24 protein-coding genes and 2 pseudogenes are annotated in these 26,432 nt (G+C 59.0%); 18 read left to right on the forward strand and 8 right to left on the reverse strand.

The genetic code is table 11. The annotated features are described in order from the left end of the window. Positions 1 to 255 precede the first annotated feature (255 nt). Complete coding sequence (locus AC0ZWN_RS10140) at positions 256 to 1,020, reverse strand: methyl-accepting chemotaxis protein (protein ID WP_371043227.1); 765 nt, start codon at positions 1,018 to 1,020, stop codon at positions 256 to 258. A 93-nt stretch (positions 1,021 to 1,113) separates the two neighbouring features. Then, positions 1,114 to 2,145, reverse strand: a pseudogene (locus AC0ZWN_RS10145) (cache domain-containing protein); the annotation flags it as partial. 190 nt (positions 2,146 to 2,335) lie between these two features. Between AC0ZWN_RS10145 and AC0ZWN_RS10150 the strand changes: the two are divergent. Together AC0ZWN_RS10150 and AC0ZWN_RS10155 are read left to right on the forward strand one after the other, a co-directional pair. Further along, positions 2,336 to 3,814: a helicase HerA-like domain-containing protein gene (locus AC0ZWN_RS10150; RefSeq protein WP_476334950.1), complete on the forward strand. Its 1,479-nt coding sequence runs from the start codon at positions 2,336 to 2,338 to the stop codon at positions 3,812 to 3,814. Then, positions 3,811 to 3,909 (forward strand): annotated as a pseudogene (locus AC0ZWN_RS10155) (metal ABC transporter ATP-binding protein); the annotation flags it as partial. The gene AC0ZWN_RS10150 and the pseudogene AC0ZWN_RS10155, both read left to right, overlap by 4 nt. Before the next feature lie 8 nt (positions 3,910 to 3,917). Here the strand turns inward: AC0ZWN_RS10155 and AC0ZWN_RS10160 are convergent. After that, positions 3,918 to 4,373: a DUF721 domain-containing protein gene (locus tag AC0ZWN_RS10160; protein ID WP_038366691.1), complete on the reverse strand. Its 456-nt coding sequence runs from the start codon at positions 4,371 to 4,373 to the stop codon at positions 3,918 to 3,920. A 308-nt stretch (positions 4,374 to 4,681) separates the two neighbouring features. Between AC0ZWN_RS10160 and secA the strand changes: the two genes are divergently transcribed. The 4 genes from secA (at position 4,682) to AC0ZWN_RS10180 (ending at position 10,513) form a co-directional block, all read left to right on the forward strand. Continuing rightward, positions 4,682 to 7,417 carry a preprotein translocase subunit SecA gene (secA, locus tag AC0ZWN_RS10165; RefSeq protein ID WP_476334951.1) on the forward strand — a complete coding sequence of 912 codons (2,736 nt, stop codon included), beginning with the start codon at positions 4,682 to 4,684 and terminating at the stop codon, positions 7,415 to 7,417. A gap of 122 nt (positions 7,418 to 7,539) precedes the next feature. Continuing rightward, positions 7,540 to 8,757, forward strand: coding sequence for a bifunctional glutamate N-acetyltransferase/amino-acid acetyltransferase ArgJ (gene argJ, locus AC0ZWN_RS10170; RefSeq protein WP_476334953.1), 1,218 nt, complete (start codon positions 7,540 to 7,542; stop codon positions 8,755 to 8,757). A gap of 179 nt (positions 8,758 to 8,936) precedes the next feature. Continuing rightward, positions 8,937 to 9,569, forward strand: coding sequence for a glutathione S-transferase family protein (locus AC0ZWN_RS10175; protein ID WP_476334954.1), 633 nt, complete (start codon positions 8,937 to 8,939; stop codon positions 9,567 to 9,569). After that, complete coding sequence (locus AC0ZWN_RS10180; RefSeq protein WP_476334955.1) at positions 9,566 to 10,513, forward strand: Nudix family hydrolase; 948 nt, start codon at positions 9,566 to 9,568, stop codon at positions 10,511 to 10,513. Before AC0ZWN_RS10175 ends, AC0ZWN_RS10180 begins: the two co-directional genes overlap by 4 nt. 113 nt (positions 10,514 to 10,626) lie before the next feature. Here AC0ZWN_RS10180 and AC0ZWN_RS10185 read toward each other — a convergent pair whose 3' ends face one another. The 3 genes from AC0ZWN_RS10185 to AC0ZWN_RS10195 are packed head-to-tail and all read right to left on the reverse strand — an operon-like array spanning position 10,627 to position 14,214. Further along, positions 10,627 to 11,211 (reverse strand): cob(I)yrinic acid a,c-diamide adenosyltransferase, encoded by a 585-nt coding sequence (locus AC0ZWN_RS10185; RefSeq protein ID WP_476334956.1) that lies wholly within the window; start codon positions 11,209 to 11,211, stop codon positions 10,627 to 10,629. A gap of 3 nt (positions 11,212 to 11,214) precedes the next feature. Next, positions 11,215 to 13,251 carry a sensor histidine kinase gene (locus AC0ZWN_RS10190; protein WP_476334958.1) on the reverse strand — a complete coding sequence of 679 codons (2,037 nt, stop codon included), beginning with the start codon at positions 13,249 to 13,251 and terminating at the stop codon, positions 11,215 to 11,217. 45 nt (positions 13,252 to 13,296) lie between these two features. Further along, positions 13,297 to 14,214, reverse strand: a complete 918-nt coding sequence (locus tag AC0ZWN_RS10195) for a putative 2-dehydropantoate 2-reductase (RefSeq protein WP_476334959.1) — start codon at positions 14,212 to 14,214, stop codon at positions 13,297 to 13,299. Between the two features lie 140 nt (positions 14,215 to 14,354). On the opposite strand from AC0ZWN_RS10195, the gene AC0ZWN_RS10200 reads away from it, so the two are divergent. Further along, on the forward strand, positions 14,355 to 14,840 hold the full coding sequence (locus AC0ZWN_RS10200; protein WP_007912755.1) for a YajQ family cyclic di-GMP-binding protein: 486 nt from the start codon (positions 14,355 to 14,357) through the stop codon (positions 14,838 to 14,840). A 139-nt stretch (positions 14,841 to 14,979) separates the two neighbouring features. After that, complete coding sequence (locus AC0ZWN_RS10205; protein ID WP_034153426.1) at positions 14,980 to 15,822, forward strand: mechanosensitive ion channel family protein; 843 nt, start codon at positions 14,980 to 14,982, stop codon at positions 15,820 to 15,822. 118 nt (positions 15,823 to 15,940) lie between these two features. Here the strand turns inward: AC0ZWN_RS10205 and AC0ZWN_RS10210 are convergent, their stop codons facing one another. Continuing rightward, a complete protein-coding gene (locus AC0ZWN_RS10210) occupies positions 15,941 to 17,305 on the reverse strand; it encodes an OprD family porin (protein ID WP_258708718.1) in 1,365 nt (454 codons plus the stop codon). A gap of 891 nt (positions 17,306 to 18,196) precedes the next feature. On the opposite strand from AC0ZWN_RS10210, the gene AC0ZWN_RS10215 reads away from it, so the two are divergent. Both AC0ZWN_RS10215 and AC0ZWN_RS10220 read left to right on the forward strand, forming a co-directional pair. Then, positions 18,197 to 18,622, forward strand: a complete 426-nt coding sequence (locus AC0ZWN_RS10215) for an HIT domain-containing protein (RefSeq protein ID WP_093430702.1) — start codon at positions 18,197 to 18,199, stop codon at positions 18,620 to 18,622. Positions 18,623 to 18,625: 3 nt separating this feature from the next. Then, on the forward strand, positions 18,626 to 18,832 hold the full coding sequence (locus AC0ZWN_RS10220; RefSeq protein ID WP_093430493.1) for a SlyX family protein: 207 nt from the start codon (positions 18,626 to 18,628) through the stop codon (positions 18,830 to 18,832). Positions 18,833 to 18,902: 70 nt separating this feature from the next. On the opposite strand, the gene AC0ZWN_RS10225 is transcribed toward AC0ZWN_RS10220, so the two are convergent. Continuing rightward, positions 18,903 to 19,505: a cold-shock protein gene (locus AC0ZWN_RS10225; RefSeq protein WP_007912746.1), complete on the reverse strand. Its 603-nt coding sequence runs from the start codon at positions 19,503 to 19,505 to the stop codon at positions 18,903 to 18,905. A 311-nt stretch (positions 19,506 to 19,816) separates the two neighbouring features. Between AC0ZWN_RS10225 and AC0ZWN_RS10230 the strand changes: the two genes are divergently transcribed. From AC0ZWN_RS10230 to ruvB, 8 genes are all read left to right on the forward strand, one after another. Beyond that, a complete protein-coding gene (locus AC0ZWN_RS10230) occupies positions 19,817 to 20,287 on the forward strand; it encodes a Dps family protein (RefSeq protein ID WP_038366640.1) in 471 nt (156 codons plus the stop codon). A gap of 184 nt (positions 20,288 to 20,471) precedes the next feature. After that, positions 20,472 to 20,810 carry a ribbon-helix-helix domain-containing protein gene (locus tag AC0ZWN_RS10235; RefSeq protein WP_258708716.1) on the forward strand — a complete coding sequence of 113 codons (339 nt, stop codon included), beginning with the start codon at positions 20,472 to 20,474 and terminating at the stop codon, positions 20,808 to 20,810. Positions 20,811 to 20,941: 131 nt separating this feature from the next. Next, entirely contained in the window at positions 20,942 to 21,163 is a 222-nt protein-coding gene (locus AC0ZWN_RS10240) for an FmdB family zinc ribbon protein (protein WP_093430491.1), read from the forward strand. 100 nt (positions 21,164 to 21,263) lie between these two features. Beyond that, positions 21,264 to 23,039 (forward strand): aspartate--tRNA ligase, encoded by a 1,776-nt coding sequence (aspS, locus tag AC0ZWN_RS10245; RefSeq protein WP_093430490.1) that lies wholly within the window; start codon positions 21,264 to 21,266, stop codon positions 23,037 to 23,039. A gap of 129 nt (positions 23,040 to 23,168) precedes the next feature. After that, positions 23,169 to 23,915 carry a YebC/PmpR family DNA-binding transcriptional regulator gene (locus AC0ZWN_RS10250; protein WP_007912738.1) on the forward strand — a complete coding sequence of 249 codons (747 nt, stop codon included), beginning with the start codon at positions 23,169 to 23,171 and terminating at the stop codon, positions 23,913 to 23,915. A gap of 158 nt (positions 23,916 to 24,073) precedes the next feature. Next, positions 24,074 to 24,601 (forward strand): crossover junction endodeoxyribonuclease RuvC, encoded by a 528-nt coding sequence (gene ruvC, locus AC0ZWN_RS10255; RefSeq protein WP_007962095.1) that lies wholly within the window; start codon positions 24,074 to 24,076, stop codon positions 24,599 to 24,601. Positions 24,602 to 24,715: 114 nt separating this feature from the next. Beyond that, positions 24,716 to 25,324 (forward strand): Holliday junction branch migration protein RuvA, encoded by a 609-nt coding sequence (gene ruvA / locus AC0ZWN_RS10260; protein ID WP_034153418.1) that lies wholly within the window; start codon positions 24,716 to 24,718, stop codon positions 25,322 to 25,324. After that, the gene (ruvB, locus tag AC0ZWN_RS10265) at positions 25,325 to 26,386 is read left to right on the forward strand and encodes a Holliday junction branch migration DNA helicase RuvB (RefSeq protein WP_007912736.1); all 1,062 of its coding nucleotides are present in this window, start codon (positions 25,325 to 25,327) and stop codon (positions 26,384 to 26,386) included. The last annotated feature ends 46 nt before the right edge of the window (positions 26,387 to 26,432 follow it).

Here is a 26,432-nt window from a genome sequence, read left to right on the forward strand (position 1 = left end):
CTCCGTTGCGTAGTTCTCCCTTGGTTGACCTTTATCAAGAATAGATGTTCGGTCGGGATTGCGCGGTGTAGCTGAAGAGCGCCCTCACCCTAACCCTCTCCCGGAGGGAGAGGGGACTGACCGAGGTGGATGTTGGAGTTACACCGACTTGAGAGACCTGAGTCGAACTCAGGTCTGGAAAATCCCCCGATCGGCTCCCTTTCCCCCTCGCCCCTCTGGGGGAGAGGGCTGGGGTGAGGGGGTAGGCTTTTGATCTCAGATGCGGAAACTGCCAACTAGCTGTTTCAGACGCGAAGCCTGCTGCTCCAGGTCCGAACACGCGCGCAACGTCGCCTGCAAGTTCTCCACGCCTTCCTGGTTCAGCGTGTTGATCTCGGTGATGTCGACATTGATCGACTCCACCACTGCCGTCTGCTCTTCGGTCGCGGTGGCCACCGACTGGTTCATCCCGTCGATCTCGCCAATGCGCTGGGTCACGCTGTTCAAGCGCTCCCCGGCAAGGTTGGCAATCTCGACGCTGTCCTGACTGTGACGCTGACTGTCGCTCATGGTGCTCACCGACTCACGGGCGCCGACTTGCAGTTCCTCGATCATGGTTTGCACCTGTTGCGCCGATTCCTGGGTGCGGTGCGCCAGATTGCGCACTTCATCCGCCACCACGGCAAAACCCCGGCCGGCTTCACCGGCACGTGCCGCTTCAATGGCCGCGTTGAGCGCCAACAGGTTGGTCTGTTGGGAAATGCTGGTGATCACTTCGAGAATCTGGCCGATGTTCACGGTTTTGCTATTCAGCGACTCGATGTTGCTGCTCGACGCGCTGAGCATGCTCGACAGTTGATTCATCGCCTTGATGCTGCGATCCACCACTTGCTGGCCGTCTTCAGCCAGACCGCGCGCGTCGCTGGCCTGATTTGAAGCCTGGGCGGCGTTGCGAGCGATTTCCTGCGCCGCGGCGCCGAGCTGGTTGATCGCTGCGGCGACACTGCTGGTGCGCGAGGCTTGCTGATCAGAGTTGTACATCGACGAGTTCGATGCCGCGACCACGCGCAGGGCGACTTCGTTAACCTGGCCGGTGGCCGACGACACTTCGCGGATCGAGCCGTGAATACGCTCGACGAAACGGTTGAATGCGGTACCGAGCACGCCAAATTCATCGTTATTGACGATGGTCAGGCGTTTGGTCAGGTCGCCTTCGCCATCGGCGATGTCTTCCATGGCGCGGGTCATCACGTGCAGCGGCTGGATCAGCAGGCGGATCAGCATGCCGAGCAGGGCAATGATGATTGCCACGGCAATCACGGTCGCGATCACTGCCGAAGTGCGGAATTCGCTGAGCATCGCAAAGGCCTGATCCTTGTCCACCGACAGCCCGATGTACCAGTTCACCGACGGCAGGCCTTTGATCGGCGCGAAGGTGACGATGCGGGTCTTGCCGTCGACGTTGACTTCGCTGAAGTCGCTGCTGATGCGGGGCGTGTCCTGCGGATAGGCTTCCTTCAGTGATTTCATCACCAAGGCCTTGTCCGGGTGCACGAGGATCTTGCCGTCGGCGCTGACCAGGAACACATAGCCCATGCCGTCGAAGTCCCGGGCGGCGAGGGTGTCGACCAGCGATTGCAGGCTCAGGTCGCCGCCAACCACACCCACGCTCTGGCCGGCCTTTTTCGAGGCAGTGGCGATGGAAATGATCAACTGGCCGGTAGCAGCGTCGATGTACGGTTCGGTCAGGGTCGAGGTGCTGCTGCCCTCGGCACCTTTATACCAAGGGCGCACGCGCGGATCGAAACCGTCGGGCATCTTGGTGTCCGGACGGATGGTGAAGTGCCCGGTGGCATCGCCCAGATAGGTCGCCATGAACGTCGAGGTCAGGCTTTTCTGTTCCAGCAGACTGGCGACGTTGGCGGGCTCGGGGTTGATGGCGATGTTTTGGGCGGCGTTCTCGATCAGTAGAATGCGGCCGCTGAGCCAGGTCTGGATATTGCCGGCAGTGACCTCGCCCATCTCGTTGAGATAGTTGTTCAGGTCATCGCGGATCGCATTGCGCTGCAACCAGTCGTTGTACAAGGTAAACGAGGCGAAGGCGGCGATGACGATGAGGGCGGCGGCAAGCAAAATTTTATGGCTGAAGCGCAGATTTTTGTTCATGGCTTGGGGTTCCGCTAAGGTCTTAATGTCCAGGGCATGCTTTTATAGAAGCGCGCAAAATGGGCAAGGGTGAAAACAAGCTGATATTTCCGTCTCTCCTTAGGGAAATGTCCGGCCTGACTTGTGGTCGGGGTCTCTCACTCCTCTTTATCGGCCATGCGCAATCAAAGATTAACCATTGGGTGACAAAATGCCTGACTCCTCGCAACTCGTAATCGGCGCTGATCTCGCAGGCCAACAGATCGCTCAGGCCATGCGCCTGGCCAACCGCCACGGACTGGTCGCGGGCGCCACCGGTACCGGTAAAACCGTCACTTTGCAGCGTTTGGCCGAGGCGTTCAGCGACGCCGGGGTCGCGGTATTTGCCGCTGACATCAAGGGCGATCTGTGTGGCCTCGGCGCTGCCGGCAACCCGCAGGGCAAGGTGGCCGAGCGCATTGCCGGGATGCCGTGGCTCAACCACAAGCCGCAGGCCTATCCGGTGACCTTGTGGGACATCCACGGCGAGTCCGGTCATCCGTTGCGCACCACGTTGAGCGAAATGGGCCCGTTGCTGATCGGCAGCTTGCTGGAACTGACCGACAGTCAGCAGTCGGCGCTATATGCAGCCTTCAAGGTCGCCGATCGCGAAGGCCTGTTGCTGCTGGACTTGAAGGATCTGAAAGCGCTGCTCAATCACCTCAAGGACAATCCGCAGCTGTTGGGTGAAGACGCGGCGCTGATGACCACCGGTTCCAGTCAGGCGCTGCTACGCCGTCTGGCGATCCTTGAGCAGCAGGGCGCCGAAGCCTTGTTCGGCGAACCGGCACTGCAACTTGAAGACATTCTGCAACCGACCGCCGATGGTCGCGGGCGCATTCATTTGCTCGATGCCAGCCGACTGGTACACGAGGCGCCGAAGGTCTACGCGACATTCCTGTTGTGGCTGCTGGCTGAACTGTTCGAGCAATTGCCCGAGCGCGGCGATGCCGACAAACCGCTGCTGGCGCTGTTTTTTGATGAGGCGCATTTGTTGTTCGGCGATACACCGAAGGCCTTGCAGGAGCGACTTGAGCAAGTGGTACGGCTGATCCGTTCCAAAGGCGTTGGCGTGTACTTCGTTACGCAATCGCCGGCGGACTTGCCCGATGACGTGCTGGCGCAACTTGGCTTACGCATTCAACACGGTTTGCGCGCCTTTACCGCTAAAGAGCAGAAATCCCTGCGCGCGGTGGCGGACGGCTTCCGACCGAATCCGGCGTTCGACAGCTTGTCGGTGTTGACTGAACTGGGAATTGGCGAGGCCTTGGTCGGCACGCTGACCGAGAAAGGCACGCCGGAAATGGTGCAGCGCGTACTGGTCGCACCGCCGCAGTCGCGGATCGGGCCGTTGACCGAAACCGAACGCACGCTGTTGATTGCGGGCTCGCCGTTCAAGGGCCGCTATGACAAGCCGATCGATCGTGAGTCGGCGTATGAAATTCTGATGGGGCGTAAAGGGCTGGCGCCGGAGGCTGAAGCGCCAGCGGCTTCACAAGAGCCGAGTCTGGCGGACAGGGCTGGAGAGTTCCTGGGTACGGCAGCAGGGCAGGCCTTGAAGTCAGCCATGCGTCAGGCTGCCAATAACCTCGGCAAACAACTGGTACGCGGCTTGATGGGCTCTTTACTCGGTGGCAGCAAACGCCGCTGAAACCTGTGGGAGCGAGCTTGCTCGCGAAGGCGCCGTGTCAGGCAACACATAGGTTGAATGACAGTCCGCATTCGCGAGCAAGCTCGCTCCCACAGGGAATTTGTCAGGTCTTGGCTTTGGCGTGCGCCGCCAGTCGTTCCAGTGCCGCGCGCAAACCCGGATCAGTGATCCCGTCCGCCGTGGCCTGAATCGTCGCCGCTGCATCCGTCGACAAATCCATCGTGTGCCCGGCCGCTCCGCGTTGAACGGTCGGCGGCTGCACCTTGAACAGAATCCGCGTCAAACTGGCGAACTCATCAAACATCTGCAGCTGCCTCTGCAAGCGTTTTTGCTGATAGCGCAGACGTGTGGCCCAATGGCCATCGGTGACAATCAGCAACAGACTGCCCTCACGCCACGACGCTACATGGCAATGTTCACGGGCGGCGGGTTGCAGTTGGCTTTCGAGCAGACGCTGCAAATGCCCCAGTCGTTGGGCATGACCGAGGATGGCTTTGAGCGGCTTGGCTTCGCGCAGGAGAACGGCGGGTGCTCTGGCCGTAAGAGGGCGAAATGCCATGATCGAACACCTGAAGTAACAGAAACGCCATGGTAGCAGAAAGGCCGAAATCACTCGCCCATTGCTTTTGCCCTCGCTTTGCCCATTAAATCAACGACTAACTTCTGCCTTGTATGACTTGAAGTTGAGCAAAACGCCCCTATTTTAAGTGAGCCCCGTCAAAGCGCAGTGCCAGCATCGTGGAACATCGCCACTTTCCTCACTTCCGTTTCCGGGTAGAATGCTCGTTCGCATGCGGCCATGAGGGCTGCACGGGCGACGCTCACGGGGCCGCCCTCCATCCCTTTAGTGTGGAAGATCCTGCCGATATGTTTGCGCCTTTGTTAAAGAAACTTTTTGGAAGCAAGAACGAGCGTGAAGTCAAACGCATGCTCAAGACGGTGCAGCTCGTCAATGCCTTCGAAGAGCAAATGGTGGCCCTTTCGGACGATCAATTGCGCGCCAAGACCTCTGAGTTCAAGGCCCGCATCGCCAAAGGGGAAACCCTCGACAAGCTGTTGCCAGAAGCCTTTGCGGTCGCCCGCGAAGCCGGCAAGCGCATCATGGGTATGCGCCACTTCGACGTACAGCTCGTCGGTGGCATGACCTTGCACGAAGGCAAGATCGCCGAAATGCGCACCGGTGAGGGTAAAACCCTCGTAGCGACCCTGGGTGTTTACCTCAACGCATTGTCCGGCAAGGGCGTGCACGTTGTGACGGTGAACGACTACCTGGCGCGTCGTGACGCCAACTGGATGCGCCCGCTGTATGAATTCCTCGGCCTGACCGTCGGCGTCGTGACGCCGTTCCAGCCGCCGGAAGAGAAGCGTCTGGCCTACGCCGCCGACATCACCTACGGCACCAACAACGAATTCGGTTTCGACTACCTGCGCGACAACATGGCGTTCAGCATGGAAGAAAAATTCCAGCGCGAACTCAACTTTGCCGTGATCGACGAAGTCGACTCCATCCTCATCGACGAAGCGCGTACCCCGCTGATCATTTCCGGTCAGGCCGAGGACAGCTCCAAGCTGTACATGGAGATCAATAAACTGATCCCGCAGCTGGAACTGCACGTTGAAGAAGTCGAAGGCGAAGTCACCAAGGCTGGCCACTACACCGTTGACGAGAAGACCCGTCAGGTTGAACTCAACGAAGCCGGTCACCAGTTCATCGAAGACATGCTCACCCGCGTCGGCCTGCTGGCTGAAGGCGAGAGCCTGTACTCGGCACACAATTTGGGCCTGCTGACCCACGTGTATGCCGGTCTGCGTGCGCACAAGCTGTTCAATCGCAACATTGAATACATCGTGCAGGATGGTCAGGTCGTACTGGTCGACGAACACACCGGTCGTACCATGCCGGGTCGTCGTTTGTCCGAAGGCCTGCACCAGGCCATCGAAGCCAAGGAAGGCCTGAACATTCAGGCCGAGAGCCAGACCCTGGCCTCGACCACCTTCCAGAACTACTTCCGTCTGTACACCAAGCTGTCCGGCATGACCGGTACCGCCGACACCGAAGCGTTCGAATTCCACCAGATCTATGGTCTGGAAGTCATGGTCATTCCGCCGAACAAACCGTTGGCGCGTAAAGACTTCAACGACCTGGTGTTCCTGACCGCCGAAGAGAAGTACGCGGCCATTGTTGCGGACATCAAGGAAAGCATGGCGGCCGGCCGTCCGGTGCTGGTGGGTACTGCCACCATCGAAACCTCCGAGCACATGTCCGCATTGCTCGTGAAGGAAGGCATCGAACACAAGGTTCTGAACGCCAAGTTCCACGAAAAAGAAGCCGAGATCATCGCGCAGGCCGGTCGTCCCGGCGCCCTGACTATCGCCACCAACATGGCCGGTCGTGGTACCGACATCCTGTTGGGCGGTAACTGGGAAGTTGAAGTCGCGTCGCTGGAAAACCCGACCCCTGAGCAGATTGCCCAGATCAAGGCCGACTGGCAGAAGCGTCACCAGCAAGTGCTGGAATCCGGCGGTCTGCAGGTGATTGCCTCCGAGCGTCACGAATCCCGTCGTATCGACAACCAGCTGCGTGGCCGTGCCGGCCGTCAGGGTGACGCCGGTTCCAGCCGCTTCTACCTGTCGCTGGAAGACAGCCTGATGCGTATCTTCGCTTCTGATCGAGTGAAGAACTTCATGAAAGCCCTGGGCATGCAGCCGGGCGAAGCGATCGAACACCGCATGGTGACCAACGCGATCGAGAAGGCGCAGCGCAAGGTTGAAGGCCGCAACTTCGATATCCGTAAGCAACTGCTCGAGTTCGATGACGTCAACAACGAACAGCGTAAAGTGATCTATCACATGCGTAACACGTTGCTGGCCGCCGACAACATCGGTGAAACCATCGCCGACTTCCGTCAGGACGTGCTCAACGCTACCGTCAGCGCACACATTCCGCCGCAATCGCTGCCAGAGCAGTGGGACGTGGCCGGTCTGGAAGCTTCGATTGCCAGCGACTTCGGCGTGACACTGCCGATCCAGCAGTGGCTCGACGAAGACGATCACCTGTACGAAGAAACCCTGCGCGAGAAGCTCATGACCGAGCTGATGGCGGCGTACAACGAGAAAGAAGACCAGGCCGGTGCCGACGCACTGCGCTCGTTCGAGAAGCAAATCGTACTGCGCGTGCTGGACGACCTGTGGAAAGACCACCTGTCGACCATGGACCATCTGCGTCACGGTATCCACCTGCGTGGTTACGCTCAGAAGAACCCGAAGCAGGAATACAAGCGCGAGTCGTTCACGCTGTTCTCCGAACTGCTCGACTCGATCAAGCGCGACTCGATCCGTGTGCTGTCGCACGTTCAGGTGCGCCGCGAAGATCCGGAAGCCGAAGAGCAACGTCTGCGTCAGGAAGCCGAAGCACTGGCCGCCCGCATGCAGTTCGAACACGCCGAGGCCCCTGGTCTGGAGCAACCGGAAGTACTGGGTGAAGAGGTCGATGTGGCCCTCGCTACCGCGCCGGTTCGCAACGAGCAGAAGCTGGGCCGCAACGAGCTGTGCTACTGCGGTTCGGGCAAGAAATTCAAGCATTGCCACGGGCAGATCCAGTAAACCCCGTTTCAACTGCTGAAATACCCGCGCCGCGACCGGCTCCTGCCGTCGCGGCGTTTTGCCATTTAAACCACCGTCGCTGCGAGTGACGGTGCTGACATCATTGAGTAAGGAGCGCATTCATGGCTGTTGGTCTTGGTCCTTTGCCAACGTTGCACCCGGTTGCCGGTTTTGAACTCGGTATCGCCTCGGCCGGCATCAAGCGCCCCGGGCGCAAAGATGTCGTTGTGATGCGTTGCGCCGAAGGCTCGACCGTGGCGGGCGTGTTCACCTTGAACGCATTTTGCGCGGCTCCGGTGATCCTGGCGAAAAAACGCGTGCAGAACGCCGTGCGTTATTTGCTGACCAACACCGGCAACGCCAACGCCGGTACTGGCGAGCCTGGCCTGGCCGCCGCTGAACGTACCACTGCCAAACTGGCCGAGCTGACTGGCGTTGATGCCAGCCAGATTCTGCCGTACTCCACCGGTGTGATCGGCGAGCCGCTGCCGGTCGAGAAGATCGAAGGCGCGCTGCAATCCGCACTGGATGATCTGTCGGAAAACAACTGGGAAGCCGCTGCCACCGGGATCATGACCACCGACACCCTGCCGAAGGGCGCCAGCCGCCAGTTCGAGCATGACGGCGTGACCATCACCGTCACCGGCATCAGCAAAGGCGCGGGCATGATCCGTCCGAACATGGCGACCATGCTCGGCTACATCGCCACCGACGCCAAAGTCTCCCGCGACGTCCTGCACAACTTGATGCTCGACGGCGCGAACAAGTCGTTCAACCGCATCACCATCGACGGCGACACCTCGACCAACGACTGCTGCATGCTGATTGCCACCGGCAAGGCTGCACTGCCGGAAATCACCCGTGCCGAAGGCGAGCTGTTTGCCAAACTCAAGCTAGCGGTGTTCGAAGTGTGCATGGACGTGGCCCAGGCCATCGTGCGTGACGGCGAAGGCGCGACCAAGTTTGTCACCGTGGAAGTGAATGGCGGCGGCAACCATCAGGAGTGCCTGGACGTTGGCTACACCGTGGCGCACTCGCCGCTGATCAAGACCGCGCTGTTTGCCTCCGACCCGAACTGGGGCCGTATCCTCGCCGCCGTCGGCCGCGCCGGCGTGCCGGATCTGGATGTGAGCAAGATCGACGTGTTCCTCGGCGACGTGTGCATTGCCAGCCGTGGCGCCCGTGCGGCGACCTACACTGAAGCCCAGGGCTCGGCGGTGATGCAGCAGGAAGAAATCACCATCCGTATCGAGCTGGGTCGCGGCGATTGCAGCGAAACCATCTGGACCACTGACCTGTCGCATGAATACGTGAAGATCAACGCTGAATACCGCACTTGATCTAAAAGGTGGGGGCGGGCTGTCGGCCTCTTCGCGAGCAAGCTCGCTCCCACAGTGGTTTCGGCCGTTCACACATGCTGTGTACACCCAAGAACCTGTGGGAGCGAGCTTGCTCGCGAAAGCGATGGTTCAGACTCGACAAGTTTAGAAGCTTCCTCTGACGAAAAGGCGCCACACCCATGTCCCTGCACCTGATCATCGGCGACAAACTGCTTTCCTCCTGGTCCCTGCGCGCCGCCCTGGCCGTTGAACTGACCGGCGCACCCTACAGCGAAGAACTGATCAAACTCGGCAAGCCCGACACCCGCGCGCTGCTGCTCAAGCACTCGCCGACTGCCAAGGTCCCGCTGCTGCAAACCTCGCGCGGCACTATCGCTGACTCATTAGCCATCGCCGAGTACCTCGCCGAGCAGTTTCCGTCCGAGCAACTCTGGCCGACAGATATATTCGCCCGTGCCCAGGCGCGATCCGCCTGCGCCCAAATGCACAGCGGCTTTTTCGCCATGCGCAATCATATGCCGTTCAATCTCAACCATGACGCGCCGCTGAACCCGGTGCCGCCAGAAGTGAAGGTCGACATCGAACGCATGCTCGCACTGTGGGCCGAATGCCGCGCCGCCGCGACCGAGAGCGGGCCGTACCTGTTTGGTCGGGTGAGTCTGGCCGATGCCTTCTTCGCGCCGATTGCGGTGCGTTTGCGCACCTATCAGGTGACGCTGCCGGCCGTCGACGAAGCCTATGTTGAAACCGTCTACCAATGGCCCGCCTTCAAGGCATGGCAGAAGGCTGGACTGGAGGAGTTGAATCCGTGAAACGTGTACACGTCGCCGCTGCGGTCATTCGTGACAACAGTGGCAAAATCCTCATCGCCCGCCGCGCCGACACGCAACATCAGGGTGGTCTGTGGGAGTTTCCCGGCGGCAAGGTCGAGGCCGACGAGTCGGTCGAAAGCGCACTGGCCCGTGAGCTGCACGAAGAGTTGGGCATAGTAGTTAGCTCAGCCCGCCCGCTGATCAAAGTGCGTCACGATTACCCCGACAAACAGGTATTGCTGGATGTCTGGGAAGTCTCGGCCTTCACCGGCGAACCGCACGGTGCCGAAGGGCAGCCGTTGGCCTGGGTCACGGCGAAGGAACTGGCGAGCTACGAATTCCCGGCCGCCAACCAGCCGATCGTTGCCGCCGCGCGTTTGCCTGCGGAGTACTTGATTACGCCGGAGGAACTGGAAACGCCGGCGTTGCTGCGCGGTATCCAGAAGGCGATTGCCGGCGGGATCAAACTGATCCAGCTGCGCGCACCGAACGGCTATGACCCCAAGTATCGCGATCTGGCGGTCGATGCGGCCGGGCTGTGTGCGGGCAAGGCGCAACTGATGATCAAGGGGCCGTTCGAATGGCTCGGTGATTTCCCCTCTGCCGGTTGGCACATCACCTCAGCACAGCTGCGCAAATACGCGGCGGCGGGGCGCCCGTTACCAGCGGAACGCTGGCTCGCGGCGTCGTGCCACAACGCTGAAGAACTGGCGTTGGCCGAGCAGATGGGCGTGGATTTCGTCACGCTGTCGCCGGTGCAGCCGACTTTGACGCACCCGGATGCGCAGCCGCTTGGCTGGGAGCAGGCTGGGGCGTTGATTGAAAGCTTCAGCAAACCGGTGTTTCTGTTGGGCGGGGTTGGTCCGGCGGAGCGGGAGAAAGCCTGGAATTGCGGGGCTCAAGGCGTGGCGGGGATTCGCGCGTTCTGGCCTGATTCTGTTTAACGGCTACTGACCTCATCGCGAGCAGGCTCACTCCTACAGTTGACCGCGTTACTTCAGGTAGAACGCGGTCAACTGTAGGAGTGAGCCTGCTCGCGATGGCGTGCTGTAAGGCACTACTTTTCTGCAGGCTTTGCCGCCGGCTGCCAGAGAATCTCCGCAACCCCCTGTCGCCGCGCAATCAACCGTGCCGCCACAAACAACAAATCCGACAACCGATTGATATACGCCAGGCCAACCCCGGCCAATGGCTCTATCGCATTCAAATGCTGACAACGCCGCTCGGCACTCCTCGCCAGGCTGCGACACACATGTGCCTGCGCAATCAGCATCGACCCACCCGGAAGAATGAAATTCTCCAGCGGCCCCAACTCCTCATTCCACACGTCAATCGCCGTTTCCAAGCGTTCGATTTCCGCCGCATTCAGCGCCTGATACGCCGGCATGGCCAGCTCGCCACCGAGATCAAACAAGCGATGCTGACAAGGCGCCAACACCTCGATCAGTTCATTCAGTCCCGGATACGTGTCGCGTTCGGCAATCAACCCGGCCAATAACACGCCGACCTGACTGTTCAGCGTATCGACCTCGCCAATGGCCTCGACGCGTGGATGGTCTTTGGGCACGCGGCGGCCATCGCCCAGGCCGGTTTCACCTTTGTCGCCGGTGCGGGTGTAGATTTTCGACAGGCGAAAGCCCATGGGTTACCTCGATAATGGATTGGTTTCGGCAGCGATGGGCAGCGGTGGCGTCAACGGCAGACGCAGGGTGAAACAGGTGCCCTGGCCCGGTGCTGACTGCACCTCCATCTGCCCTTTGTGATTGTTGGTAATGATGAAATACGACACCGACAAGCCAAGCCCGGTGCCCTGACCGATTTCCTTGGTGGTGAAGAACGGCTCGAAGGTGCGTTTGCGCACGCTCTCGCTCATGCCGATGCCGTTATCCTCGACCTGAATTTCGGCCCACGGCGGATTGAGCCTGGTGCGCAGAATGATTCGCCCCGGCTCGCTGTCGTCTTCGCGCTGGTGAATAGCCTGTGCGGCGTTTTTCAACAGGTTGAGCAGCACCTGCTCGAGTTCGTTGGCGGTGCCCGGCACCGGGCCGAGCGCCGGATCGAACTGACGGATGATCGCCTGGCCCTTGAAGTCGAAGCCGATGGCCAGGTCGAAGTCGTTGCCGGCGATTTCCACGGCTTGATCGATCAGTGCTGGCAGATCGCACGGCGCCATTTGCCGGGTACTGCGACGGCTGAAGCTGAGCATGTGCGTGACGATTTTCGCCGCGCGAGCGCCGGCCTGTTGAATGCCATCGAGCAGTTGCGGCACTTCGCGACCTTGCAGATAGCGGTTCACCGTGTCCAGTTCAATGCCCAGTTGCTCGGCGGTTTCGAGGTTCTTCGGCAGGTCGGCGGACAGGCGTCGACGGATGTTTTGCACGTTGTGCAGGATCGCGCCCAGAGGGTTGTTGATCTCGTGGGCCATGCCGGCGGCGAGGCCACCGACCGAGAGCATTTTTTCCGACTGCACCATCATTTCTTCCAGCGACAGACGCTGGGTGATGTCGTCGATGCGGATCACCACACCACGCCCGGCACCACCCATCAGCGGGTAGAACGTCAGCGCGTAATGCTTGGGCTCCTCATCCTTGAACCACGTAACTCGCTCAATTTTTGCCACCGTGTGCTGCTCGACGGTCTGCTTGAGTTGCGGCAGAAACGGTTTGAGCGGTTCGAAGGCAAGGAAGATCGGCTGGTTCAGCGCTTCGTCCAGTCGCGTGCCGGAGAGGGCGCTGGCCTCCTGATTCCATTGGGTGACGTAGAGCTGCTCGTCGAGGGCGATCAGTGCCGAGGGCATCGAGTCGATGATGCTGTTGAGGTAGTTCTGGAAACCGGTGAGTTTCTTTTCGATCTTGCTGCGCACCTGGACTTCCAGTTCCAGTTTGCGATTGGTGTGGCGGGTTTCCTCAGCCAGGCCCTGAGCCTGATCGTAAGCCGCTTGCGAGTCGTCGCGGGCGCGCTTGAGCTGCTGTTCGCGGGCTTCGATGCGCGACAGCATGGTGTTGAACGCCTCGGCGAGGCTGCCGATTTCGTCATGATTGCCGCGTGAGGCGCGCAGGGCGTAGTTCTCTTCGCGGGTCACCTGACGCGACAATTCCTCAAGCTGATGAATCGGCCGGGTGATCAGGCGTTTGATCTGCCGGGCAATCACCAGCCACAACAACACGCTGAAAATCAGGATACCGAGGCTCGCGGTCAGCGTGCCGGTGTAGAACGCCATCGGCAGCTCGCTGCTGGCCACCAGCAACAGATGGCCCGGCGCGGTGCCGGGGCGGGGTAGGGTGATCAACTGGTTGCTGCGAAACTCGGTCAGTTGCCACGCTTCGATGTGCCGATAGCGTTCCGGCAGGCTGAGTTTTTCGCCGCGCTGCACTTGCGCCAGTCGTTCACCCTTGCCGTCATACAATGCGGCGGCGCGCAGTGGTGAATAGCTGTCGAGTTCTTTGAGCAGGCGCTCGGCGCTTTGCGGTGATTGCAGGGCTTCGCTGACCAGGCTCGGGTTGGAAATCAGCCGGCCGATGGTCTGCAAGGCCTGCGGTGCCATGCTTTCCTGGGAGATGTAATAGGCGGCGCTGATAAAGGTCAGGTTGGCGACCAGCAGAACCGTGGTCAACAGCACCAGGAGTGCGGCCAGCAGTTTCTGGCCGACCGGCAGGTTTTCGAGACGCTGGCGCAATGGCATCAGGTTTTTCACAGCAAAGGAACAAGTGGCCAGCGTAGCCGCTGCTCAGTCGCTGGGCAATCCAAGGCTGTGCAGATGAGCGACCAGTCGTTGCTGCAATCGATTGAGGTGCGGCAGGTTCAACTGGTGGCGCGTGGCGACTTTGCAGGCGTGGCCCAACAGATAGCTGATTTCGGTGCGGCGCCGGTTGGCGACGTCCTGATACATCGACGAGTAGTTGGCAGCCGTAGCGTGGATCACCCTTTCGACTTCCTGTTGCAGGTTGTCGGCGGCGGCGGGTTGGCCGCAGCGCTCGAGCAATTCGGCGAGTTCGGCGCACAGGGTGGCGACTTCGCAATGGTGCTCCTGCAAGCCACCGTTGCGGCAATGGTGCAGCACGGTCAGCGGATTGATCGCGCAGTTGAGCGCCAGTTTGCGCCACAACCGCGTAAGGATATCGGTGCTCCATTCGTGGGGGATTTTCGCGGCGTCGAGATCGTCCAGCCAGATCGGTGCGACCGGATGGCCAGCGTCGCCCAGCCAAGTGAAGCCGTGGCCGGCAAACACTACGCGCCAGTCGCCATCGCGAAATGCACCCTCGGTGCTTGAAGCGCTGATGCAGCGTGCCATTGGCACACGGTTGGCGACGGCGTCCTGACTGCCGAGGCCGTTTTGCAGAAGGATCAGTTCGGCGTCCGCTGTCAGTCGTGGGGCGAGGCGGGCGACGGCGTTTTCTGCGTCGTAGGCTTTGCAGGCTACCAGCAAACGGCTGATCGGCTCGGGACTGTCGGGTGTTTCGCCGGGAACCGCATAGCTGCTCGCCACACCTTGCTCCACCAGCGTCAAGCCGCCCGCAGCCTGATAGCTTTGCAAGCGTTCGGCATCACGCACGATCAGTCTGACCGGCAGGCCGGCGCGAGCCAGACGTGTGGCCCACAGTGTGCCGAGACTGCCGGCGCCGAGAATATGCCAGGGAGTGGCCATCAGTTTTTTGCTCGATTGCGTACAGGCATGTGCGGCTCGCCGTGTCGGTGGGAAAAGACCCGTTATAATGAGCCCGATTTTAACCGCAAGCCAAGCGCGCTCCATCCACATCGAGCGCGCCTTTTTATTGGAGAGATTACATGCCGTCGTTCGACGTGGTATCCGAACTGGACAAACACGAACTCACCAACGCGGTCGAGAACGCCGTGAAGGAACTCGATCGTCGTTATGACCTGAAAGGCAAAGGCAGCTTCGAGTTCAAGGAAAAGGACCTCACCGTCAGCCTGACCGCTGAAGCCGGATTCCAGCTGGAAGCGATGATCGAAATCCTCAAGCTGGCGCTGGTCAAGCGCAAGATCGACGTGCAGTGCCTTGAGGTCAAAGACGCCTACGCATCGGGCAAGCTGATGAAGCAGGACGCCGTGCTCAAGGAAGGTATCGACAAGGAACTGGCGAAGAAAATCGTCGGCCACATCAAGGACGCCAAACTGAAAGTGCAGGCCGCCATTCAAGGCGAGCAGGTACGCGTGACCGGCAAGAAGCGTGATGACCTGCAAGAGGCCATCGCGGCCCTGCGGGCCAAGGAATTCGGCATGCCCCTGCAGTTCAACAACTTCCGCGACTAAGCTTTCCGGTCGGGGAACCTCTCGGCGTTTTCAGCGTCCGAGGCCCAAGCAACGGCAGAAACGATTGAGCCCCAGCGGGTTCGGTCTTTCTGCCGCTGATTTTTTACAGCCCGGGAAGCCGGAAATCAGGAGATAGAACATGGATTTGAATGCTGAGGTGGACAACCTGGTCAAGGCATCCCAGGCGTGGATCCCGATGATCATGGAATACGGCAGCCGTGTGCTGCTGGCGGTGATCACCCTGGCCATCGGCTGGTGGCTGATCAACAAGGTCACGCAAAAGCTTGGCGGTTTGCTGGCCTTGCGTAATGCCGATCTGGCACTGCAGGGTTTTATCAGCAGCCTGGCGAACATCATTCTCAAGGTGCTGTTGATTGTCAGCGTCGCTTCGATGATCGGCGTTGAAACCACCTCCTTCGTTGCTGCGATCGGTGCTGCCGGCCTGGCCATCGGTCTGGCCTTGCAGGGTAGCCTGGCGAACTTCGCCGGCGGCGTGCTGATTCTGCTGTTCCGTCCGTTCCGTATCGGTGACTGGATCGAAGCGCAAGGCGTATCGGGTACGGTCGACAGCATCCAGATTTTCCACACCGTGCTGCGTACTGGCGACAACAAAACCATCATCGTGCCAAACGGCAACCTGTCGAACGGCATCATTACTAACACCAACCGTCAGCCGACTCGCAAAGTCGTATTTGATGTAGGCGTTGATTACGAAGCCGATCTGCAGAAGGCCCGTCAGGTGCTGCTGGATCTGGCCAAGGATGAGCGTGTGTTGCAGGATCCTGCACCTCAGGCCGTGATTTCGACGTTGGGCGACAGTTCGATCACTGTTTCCCTGCGTGTGTGGGTTAAAACTGCGGATTACTGGGACGTAATGTTCATGTTTAACGAACAGTCGCGTGATCGTTTAAAGACTGCCGGTATTGATATTCCTTTTCCGCAACGCGTGATTCGCGTGGTGCAGGAATCGGCAACACAATGATAGGTTGCTAATTAATTGCCTGACTTGTCGGTCAGGCAATTATTGCAAGTGACAGGTAATAAAAAAGGCCCATCGCAAGATGGGCCTTTTTTTATGCTTCCAAACTAACCACTGACGATTACAAGATGTTCAGTGGGTACTCGGTGATCAGACGGAACTCTTTGACGTCGCCTTCGCCTTGGTCGGAGTTGGCAACGTGCCAGGCCTGACGAATGCGGAAGGACAGATCTTTAGCCGGGCCAGACTGAACAACATATTTGGCTTCGAAGTTGGTTTCGTGGTGTTCGCCGTCTTCACCGTACAGCGGTGCGCCAGTGCTTGTGCGGTATTGGCTGTTTGCAGACAGACCGGTACCGTCGATATCCCAACCTTTAACGTAGCGAACCATGAAGCTCAGGCCTGGAACGCCGTACTCGGCCATTTTCAGGTCGTAACGGGCTTGCACGGATTTCTCGCCAGGACCGTTGAAGTCAGAGTACTGGATGGAGTTGGCGAGGAAGATCGAGTCGCCACCACGGTTGTTTTTACCCACGCCGATGTAGTCGAACGGAGTGTCGCCGTTGACCTTCTGGAAGGCCAGGGTGAAGGTATGAGCCTTCAGGAACGACAATGCAGTTGCCAGGGAGAAGGTCGTGTTGCTGATGTCACCTGCCTCCTTGTCACCGGTGTCGGTGGTGCGATAGATGTTGAAGTCAGTGTTCAGCGAAGTGTCGCCACCGAACGGGGTGGTCAGGTTCACGTTCGCGTAGTACTGGTTCCAGATATCTTCCAGCTTGGCACCGTAGAGCGAGGCGCTCAGGTTTTCGGTGATGCCGTACTTGCCGCCGAAGTAGTCGATCGTGTTGGCTTCTACGCCAGAGTAGTTGGAGTACAGACCGCCGTCACGGGCGTTCTTGTCCTGGCTGGAGCCGGAGTAGAAGTGGCCGGCTTCGAGGTCAAGGTCTTTCACTTCGCTGCTCTGCAACTGGAAGCCAGTGGCAGTTTGCGGAAGGATACGGGAACCGCCAACAGCGAATACCGGAGAGGTGCTAGGCTGCATGTCGCCGAATTTCAGTTCGGTTTTAGAAACGCGGAACTTAATGGACGCGCCAGCTTTGCCCTGACTGTCGTTGACGTCGTGAGCATAGCCGTTGGCCTTGAGGGTATCGCTACGGCTCATGTTGCCAGTACCGGAAGTACCGTCACCGCCATCCAGTTTCAAAGCCAGATAGCCGTAAGCATCAATACCTACACCAACGGTACCTTGGGTATAACCGGAGGTGAAGTTACCCAGGAAACCCTGGGTCCAGTCTTTCTGATCATGGCCACCGTCTTTGTTGTCGCGGTTGAAGTAGTAGTTCTTCAACGTCTCGGTGAGTTTCGCGTCTTCAACAAAACCTTTGGCTTCTGCCTGGTCACTAACAAACGGGGCGGCCGTAGCCACTTGAGTACTGGCGGCTGCAGCAACTGCCAGTGCGATCATGCTCCACTTCATCACGCGCATCGTGATTTGCTCCTTTGGTTTTAGAAGAGTACTGCCGTCCCACCTGTTTTATTATCTGGGCGGCTCTTTCTTTTTGTGTCGGCGCAAACTTATATCACGCCGACAATGTTGGCGATACTTGCTATTCCAACCTTTCAGCTTCTTTACGACGGTGTCGCAAATGACGTGGTGGATGTCGCAAATTCACAGTACCGACGCAGCCGGACTGACAACTTTCTCGCTGTTTATGGGCCTTTTTGCATCGGTAAAAAAGAGTCCCTGGCAAAACACTTGAATCTCCATCGGGCAACCCTGCCACTGTTCTTATGGGGCTTAAGGCATCCACTTCCAGTGGTGCGCTTATAGTCCATATGGGTACGAATGCAACAAGCGTGCACAAACCGCAATTTCGCTGCGGTTATTTTTCTGAACACCCGCCTGCGTTTGTGAAAACCTCGTGAAAGCTGGGCTTCAAGCCTGATTTTTTCATTGCTTGACGCCATTCCTCCTATGGTGTTGTCACGCCGAGAAACGCGCGTGACATCCAAAAACGTTACCGGTTCACCCCGCCAGTGAGTATTTGGCGGATGCCCGACGCAGTGAGCGTAGACGCACTGTGCGGTTTTGGTGCAAAAAAATTTGCAGCTGTTCTGAATTCATACAGCTTGCAGGGGCATGACGCTGCACGTCTCTGCTGATTCTGGTCATTTTTTTGCGCTGAACGTCGATGTTGGTTCCGTGCTGGTGCGTCGCGCTCGCAAATGTCACATCTCGGGGCGTTGGCAGAGCGACGGGGTTCACCGTCGTCGTGAAGGCTGGCGCATTCGCAGGTATGCTGCCGTCCTGTCGCTTGGTGCGCTGTCCATCGGGATGGCCGCTAAGCTGAATAATGATCAGCCGGGAGTGCGCGCAGTGTTTGCTTTAGATTCACGACTTCAACAGGACACGCTGACGATCGGTGATTTCCCTCTCTGCCGACTGCTGCTGTCCAATGATGCCAATTACCCTTGGTTCATTCTGGTGCCTCGTCGCGACGATATCAGTGAGTTGTTTCAGTTGGATGTCGCCGATCAACAGCAGTTTTGGCAGGAAACCACCGCGCTGGCTGAGCTGCTCAAGGATCTGTTCGATGCCGACAAAATGAACGTCGCGACCTTGGGTAACGTTGTCAGTCAGATGCATATGCATGTGATTGTGCGCAAACGTGACGACGCAGCCTGGCCCGCGCCGGTCTGGGGCAAACACCCGGCCAAGCCTTACAGTACCGAGCAGGTCGCTGCCATTCGCGAACGGTTGCGACTGGTGTTGACCGAGCATTTCAGCTTTGTGGAGGACTGAGTCATGAATCTGGAAGAACGTGTTACCGATCTGGAAAGTCGTCTGGCGTTTCAGGATGACACCATTCAGTCGTTGAACGACGTGCTGGTGGCGCAGCAGCGCGTGGTCGAGCGCCTGCAATTGCAGATGGCGGCGCTGCTCAAGCGTCAGGAAGAGATGGTCGGCCAGTTCGAGTCCTTCGAGGATGAGGCGCCACCGCCACATTACTGAGGCAGGCACTTTTCATCAGGCGTAAAAAAACCGCGAACAGCACGCTGCTCGCGGTTTTTTTATGCCTGGATCAGCGTCGCGGCAGCGCGGCGATCACGTCCTCGGCTTGCAGGCCCTTGTCCCGGTTCATTACCGAGAACTCCACGCGCTGGCCTTCGACCAGGACGCGGTGACCTTCGCCACGGATCGCGCGAAAGTGCACGAAGATATCATCGCCGGAATCCCGGGAGATAAAGCCGAAGCCTTTGGAGGTATTGAACCACTTGACGGTACCGGTATCACGATTGGTCATGTCATAGCTGGTTGGAGCAGCAGCCGGTGAAGAACGATAGAAGCTGACGGCCAGGTGCAGGACCACGGCAACCAGCGCGATCACCAGAGTGAACAGCACGGCTGGCTGACCGGCGATGACGGGCATCGGGGCGATCAGGGTCAAGGTTTGCAGGACGACGGTCAGTACCAGCAGCGCGCTGACCAGGTTTTGCAGATGCTGACGAGGGCCTTTGTTCCAGAAAGGAATCACTGGAGCAATCACCAGGTTCAGCAGGCCGAAAAAGGCCAGGTAAAGTGCATCGGGTTGTTGCAGGTAGGGAACGGCTTCGGATTTCAAGCTGGGTATGAACGACAGCAGCAGTGCCGCTGCGCCCATTAGCAGGTGGACGATTTTCAACATTTTGATTGGCTCACGTTTATGACGGCTCACAAGGAAGAGCTGAAGGCGCACGGTTCGCTTCGGAACAAAATAAGAGGCGGTGGACACGTTCACGGCATCAGCCTATGCGCAACGCCCCGAAAAATGGGGCATGGCGACACACTGCCTATTTAACAGCAAAGCCTGCGGCTACTCAAATCAGCCCGGCCAGCGGCATGCGTCGGTCGATTTGTCGCAGCACCTGCACCCGATCTGGGCTGCGGGGTGTCGGTAGGCTTGCTAGAGTGGGTCTGCACCTGTTGGATGAATTCAATCGCCGTTAGGGGGTAAATATGGCAATCGATATCGGTATCAGTGAAGAAGATCGCAAATCCATCGTCGAAGGCTTGTCGCGTCTGCTGTCGGACACCTACGTGCTGTATCTGAAAACCCACAACTTCCACTGGAACGTCACCGGCCCGATGTTTCGTACGCTGCATTTGATGTTCGAAGAGCAATACAACGAGCTGGCGCTGGCCGTGGACTCGATCGCCGAGCGTATTCGCGCATTGGGCTTTCCGGCGCCGGGCGCCTATGCCACGTACGCGCGCCTTTCTTCTATCAAGGAAGAGGTGGGCGTGCCGAGTGCCGAAGACATGATCAAACAATTGGTCGATGGTCAGGAAGCCGTGACCCGCACGGCCCGTGGCATCTTCCCGCTGCTCGACAAGGTCAGCGATGAACCGACCGCAGACCTGCTGACCCAGCGCATGCAGGTTCACGAAAAAACGGCGTGGATGCTGCGCTCGCTGCTGGAAGCGTAATCCCCCTAGCGCGCGGGCCCGCCAGCGGGGCTCGTGCGCTGTCCGCAATCCTACCTGTGTCGTTGGCTTATCCTACGGAGTCGGTCAATAAGTCGTCTGGCTATAACTTTGTGTCTGCGCTTTTATGAAAGCCACAGGATGTGACTTTTCAAACAAGCAGAGATGGCAAAGGAGTGTCACTGATATGGCAGAGGGAGACAGGCGAGGCGACAGGATTGTCGGCTTGCCCCATGAGTTGAAAGTTGATCCGTTCATCAGCGAGTTCGACATGGCACTGGTTCAGCCATCGTCACGATCCGTGCGTCTGAACGGTTATGCGACCTGTCTGCGGCTGGAGCGGGTCTACTGGAACATCCTCGGCAATATGGCCGCAGATAACTGCTGTTCGATCAGCTCGTTGTTGTCTCACGTTGACCGCGAAGTGCATCTGCGTCACGGCGGGGTGAGAAATTTCAGCGCGCTGGTGCGGGTGGTGTGCGTCATGAACGGCGTCAAGCAGGCAGCAGTTGCCGAATCGCTCTGAAACGCCGGTTGCAAACGAGGTCTCGGCCTGTGCAGTCTTACGGCTGCACAGGCCGCATTTAATCGATATAATCCCGCTCTTTCGCCGCAAAGCCCTGCGCGCGGTGGCAATCTGATCGCCGAGACACCCCCATGCCGATGTACGATTACCAATGTGCTTCCTGTGGTCATCAGTTGGAAGCCATTCAAAAGATCAGCGATGCACCGCTGGTCGACTGCCCTGCCTGCCAGGCGCCAGAGCTCAAGAAACAGCTGTCCATGCCAGGCTTCCGCCTCAGCGGCAGCGGTTGGTACGAAACCGATTTCAAGACCGGGACCAAGAAGAATCTGGCCGGTGGCGACAAATCTGACTAGGGTTCAACCCCAGGTTGAACGACACGCGTGAGTTTCCGCATTGCTTTGAAAGCAACGGGATCTCCACCGAATATCGAATGACGAGAAGCGAACCATTATCATGATGCGCAGCCACTATTGCGGCCAACTGAACGAAAGCCTGGAAGGCCAGGAAATTACCCTTTGCGGATGGGTTCACCGTCGTCGCGACCACGGCGGGGTGATTTTCCTCGATATCCGTGATCGTGACGGTCTGGCCCAGGTGGTATTCGATCCGGATCGCGCCGAGAGCTTCGCCGCTGCCGATCGCGTGCGCAGCGAGTACGTCGTGAAGATCACCGGCAAGGTGCGTCTGCGTCCGGCCGGTGCGACCAACGCCAACATGGCGTCGGGCATGATCGAAGTGCTGGGTTATGAACTGGAAGTGCTGAACGAGTCGGAAACTCCGCCGTTCCCGCTGAACGAGTTCTCCGACGTGGGCGAAGAAACCCGTCTGCGCTACCGCTTCCTCGACCTGCGTCGCCCGGAAATGGCCGAGAAGCTGCGTCTGCGTTCGCGCATGACCACCAGCATCCGTCGCTTCCTCGACGAGAACGGCTTCCTCGACGTTGAAACGCCGATCCTGACCCGTGCCACCCCTGAAGGTGCGCGTGACTATCTGGTGCCAAGCCGTACCCACGCTGGTTCGTTCTTCGCCCTGCCGCAATCGCCACAGCTGTTCAAGCAACTGCTGATGGTTGCCGGTTTCGACCGTTACTACCAGATCGCCAAGTGCTTCCGCGACGAAGACCTGCGTGCTGACCGTCAGCCTGAATTCACCCAGATCGACATCGAGACCAGCTTCCTCGATGAAAAAGAGATCATGGGCCTGACTGAAGAAATGATCCGCAACCTGTTCAAGGAAGTGCTGGGTCTGGAATTCGGCGATTTCCCGCACATGACTTTCGAAGAAGCCATGCGCCGCTACGGTTCCGACAAGCCAGACCTGCGTAACCCGCTGGAACTGGTCGACGTTGCCGATCAACTGAAAGAAGTTGAATTCAAGGTGTTCAGCGGCCCGGCCAACGATCCGAAATGCCGTATCGCCGCACTGCGCGTTCCAGGCGGGGCGAGCATGCCACGCAAGCAGATCGACGATTACACCAAGTTCGTCGGCATCTACGGTGCAAAGGGCCTGGCGTACATCAAGGTCAACGAGCGCGCTGCCGGTGTTGACGGTCTGCAATCGCCGATCGTGAAAAACATCCCTGAAGACAAGCTCAACGTGATCCTCGATCGCGTTGGCGCAGTCGATGGCGACATCGTGTTCTTCGGCGCCGACAAGGCCAAGATCGTCAGCGAAGCTCTGGGCGCACTGCGCATCAAGCTCGGTCACGACCTCAAGCTGCTGACCTGCGAGTGGGCGCCAATGTGGGTCGTCGACTTCCCGATGTTCGAAGAAAACGACGACGGCAGCTTCTCCGCGTTGCACCACCCGTTCACCGCGCCGAAATGCTCTCCTGAAGAGCTGGAAGCCAACCCGGCTGGCGCTCTGTCCCGCGCCTACGACATGGTATTGAACGGCACCGAGCTGGGTGGCGGTTCGATCCGTATCCACCGCAAGGAAATGCAGCAAGCGGTGTTCCGTCTGCTGGGTATCAATGAAGCAGAACAGGAAGAGAAATTCGGCTTCCTGCTCGACGCGCTGAAGTACGGTGCTCCGCCGCACGGTGGTCTGGCCTTCGGTCTGGACCGTCTGGTGATGCTGATGACCGGCGCCCAGTCGATCCGTGAAGTGATCGCCTTCCCGAAAACCCAGAGTGCTGCCGACGTCATGACGCAAGCGCCGGGTGTGGTGGATGCCAAGGCACTGCGCGAGCTGCACATTCGTTTGCGCGAAACGCCAAAGGCTGAGTAAGACGGGCCTGAAGGCGCATCTTCGGATGCGCCTTTTTTCTTTCTATAAAGAGCAGGTCGAGATTTTTTTGTTTGCTGGCCGCTGCATGAGCAGGGCGGGCAACGTTTCAAAGAGAATTCGGAGCGAGTTATGGCAGGTCATTCCAAGTGGGCGAACATCAAGCACCGCAAAGAACGTCAGGATGCCAAGAGAGGCAAGATCTTCACCAAGTGGATCCGCGAACTGACCGTTGCGGCCCGTCAGGGCGGCGGTGATCCGGGTTCCAACCCGCGTCTGCGTCTGGCCCTGGACAAGGCGCTGAGCGCGAACATGAGCCGCGACATCATCGACCGTGCCGTGGCGCGCGGCGCTGGTGCCACCGAAGCGGATAACGTTGAAGAGCTGACCTACGAAGGTTACGGCCCGGGCGGCGTGGCGGTGATGGTCGAGTGCATGACCGACAACCGCAACCGTACTGCCGCTGCTGTGCGCCATGCGTTCAGCAAGTGCGGGGGTAACCTCGGCACCGACGGTTCGGTAGCTTACTTGTTCGAGCGCAAAGGCCAGATCAGCTTCGCACCGGGCGTTGATGAGGATGCACTGACCGAAGCGGCGCTGGAAGCCGATGCCGATGACGTGGTCAGCCACGAAGACGGTTCGATCGATGTGTTCACCTCGTTCACCAGTTTCTATGCCGTGCGTAACGCGCTCGAAGCTGCGGGTTTCAAGGGCGATGATGCGGAAATCGTCATGCAGCCAACCACCAGTGCCGAACTGGATCTGGAAGGTGCGGAGAAGGTGCTCAAGCTGATCGACATGCTTGAGGATCTGGATGACGTGCAGAACGTTTATTCCAACGCGGATATTCCGGAAGACGTGGCCGCTCAGCTCGGTTAAGAGCGGCTACGATTCAATGTGGGAGCGAGCCTGCTCGCGAAGGCGGATTTTCAGGCAACATCGTTGCTGATGATGAAACCGCTTTCGCGAGCAGGCTCGCTCCCACATTTGTTATGGGTTGATTTGAAAATCGTGCTTTTACCGAATCTGCAGGCGTTATGACTTTAATTCTTGGTATCGACCCCGGTTCGCGCATCACCGGTTACGGAATAGTTCGTGATACCGGACGTGGCGGCTGTATCTATGTGGCATCCGGCTGCATCCGCACTGGTGCGGGCGAGCTGCACGAACGCCTGCAAATCGTCTATCGCGGCGTGCGCGAGATCATCCAGACCTACGGACCGGTGACCATGGGCATCGAAAAGGTGTTTATGGCGAAAAACGCCGACTCGGCGCTGAAGCTGGGGCAGGCGCGCGGTGCAGCGATCGTCGCCGGTGCGGAAGAGTGCCTGGAGATCGCCGAATATACGGCCACGCAGGTCAAGCAAGCCGTGGTCGGCACCGGCGCCGCCAATAAAGAGCAGGTGCAGATGATGGTCATGCACATGCTCAAACTCACCAGCAAGCCGCAAATCGATGCCTCTGACGCTCTGGCCATTGCCATTTGCCACGCGCACACACGTTCCAGTCTGCTGCCGCACGGTCTGGGAACGGCACGCAGTCGTGGCGGGCGCCTGCGTCTCTGATAGCATCAGCATCAATTTTCCTGAAAGCCGGTTTTTGCGCCTGGGTCGTCGGCCCGAAATCCGCCTTTCGACAGTCGCCAGCCCACGGCTGGCCAACGCTCAAGGATCTGAAACGTGATTGGACGCTTGCGCGGCACCCTGGCTGAAAAACAGCCGCCGCACCTGATTCTGGATGTAAACGGCCTCGGGTATGAGCTGGAAGTGCCCATGACCACGCTTTATCGCCTGCCGTCGGTCGGTGAACCGCTGACCTTGCACACGCATTTGGTCGTACGCGAAGACGCGCAATTACTCTATGGTTTTGCCGGCAAGCGTGAGCGAGACTTTTTTCGCGAGTTGATCCGTCTCAATGGTGTCGGGCCAAAATTGGCCCTGGCCTTGATGTCGAGTCTGGAAGTCGACGAGTTGATCCGCTGCGTGCAGTCTCAGGACACCTCGGCGTTGACCAAGGTGCCGGGTGTCGGCAAGAAAACCGCTGAGCGTCTGCTGGTCGAACTCAAGGATCGCTTCAAGGCCTGGGAAACTACGCCAGCCATGTTCGCGCTCGTGCCGAACCAGCCGGATGGCCCGGCGCCGGTCAACACCGCCGAGAACGATGCGGTCAGTGCGCTGATTTCCCTGGGCTACAAGCCGCAGGAAGCGAGCAAGGCGATTACCGCCATCAAGGACAAGAATTTGAGCAGTGAAGACCTGATCCGCCGCGCCCTGAAGGGAATGATTTAAGTGATTGAAGCTGATCGTCTGATCACCGCCGCGCACAGCCCGCGCGAGCGCGAAGAAGTCCAGGACCGCGCCATTCGCCCGGTCAGCCTGGCCGACTACATCGGCCAGCCGACCGTGCGCGAGCAGATGGAGCTGTTCATCCAGGCCGCCCGTGGCCGAAGCGAATCCCTCGACCACACGCTGATCTTCGGCCCGCCGGGCCTGGGCAAGACCACGCTGGCCAACATCATCGCCCAGGAAATGGGTGTATCGATCAAGAGCACTTCCGGGCCGGTGCTTGAGCGTCCGGGTGATCTGGCGGCGTTGCTGACCAATCTTGAGCCGCACGATGTGTTGTTCATCGACGAAATCCATCGTCTGTCGCCGATCGTTGAAGAAGTGTTGTACCCGGCGATGGAAGATTTCCAGCTCGACATCATGATCGGTGAAGGGCCGGCCGCACGTTCGATCAAGCTCGATCTGCCGCCATTCACGCTGGTCGGCGCGACGACTCGCGCCGGCATGCTGACTAACCCGTTGCGTGACCGCTTCGGTATCGTCCAGCGTCTGGAGTTCTACAGCACGGCTGATCTGGCGACGATTGTCAGCCGTTCCGCAGCCATCCTCGGTCTGCCGCTGGATCCGGAAGGCTCGTTCGAAATCGCGCGCCGCGCCCGGGGCACGCCGCGGATCGCCAACCGTCTACTGCGCCGTGTGCGCGACTTCGCCGAAGTGCGTGCAAAGGGCCATATCACCAAAGCGGTGGCAGACTTGGCGCTGAACCTGCTGGATGTCGACGAGCACGGTTTCGATCATCAGGATCGCCGCCTGCTATTGACCATGATCGAGAAGTTCGATGGCGGCCCCGTCGGTATCGACAGCCTCGCCGCTGCAATCAGTGAGGAACGCCACACGATTGAAGATGTGCTGGAGCCGTATCTGATCCAGCAGGGTTACATCATGCGCACTCCACGGGGCAGGGTGGTGACGCGCCATGCGTACCTGCACTTTGGTTTAAACATCCCGTCACGAATGGGTGAAATGCCCGTGGCAGACGAGTTTCTCGATGCCGTGGACGATTGATACACATTTTTTGTCGATTTATTCAGGGTTTGTACGGTCATAGGAC

The organism is Pseudomonas sp. 3B-A001-10F (genome assembly GCF_056313565.1).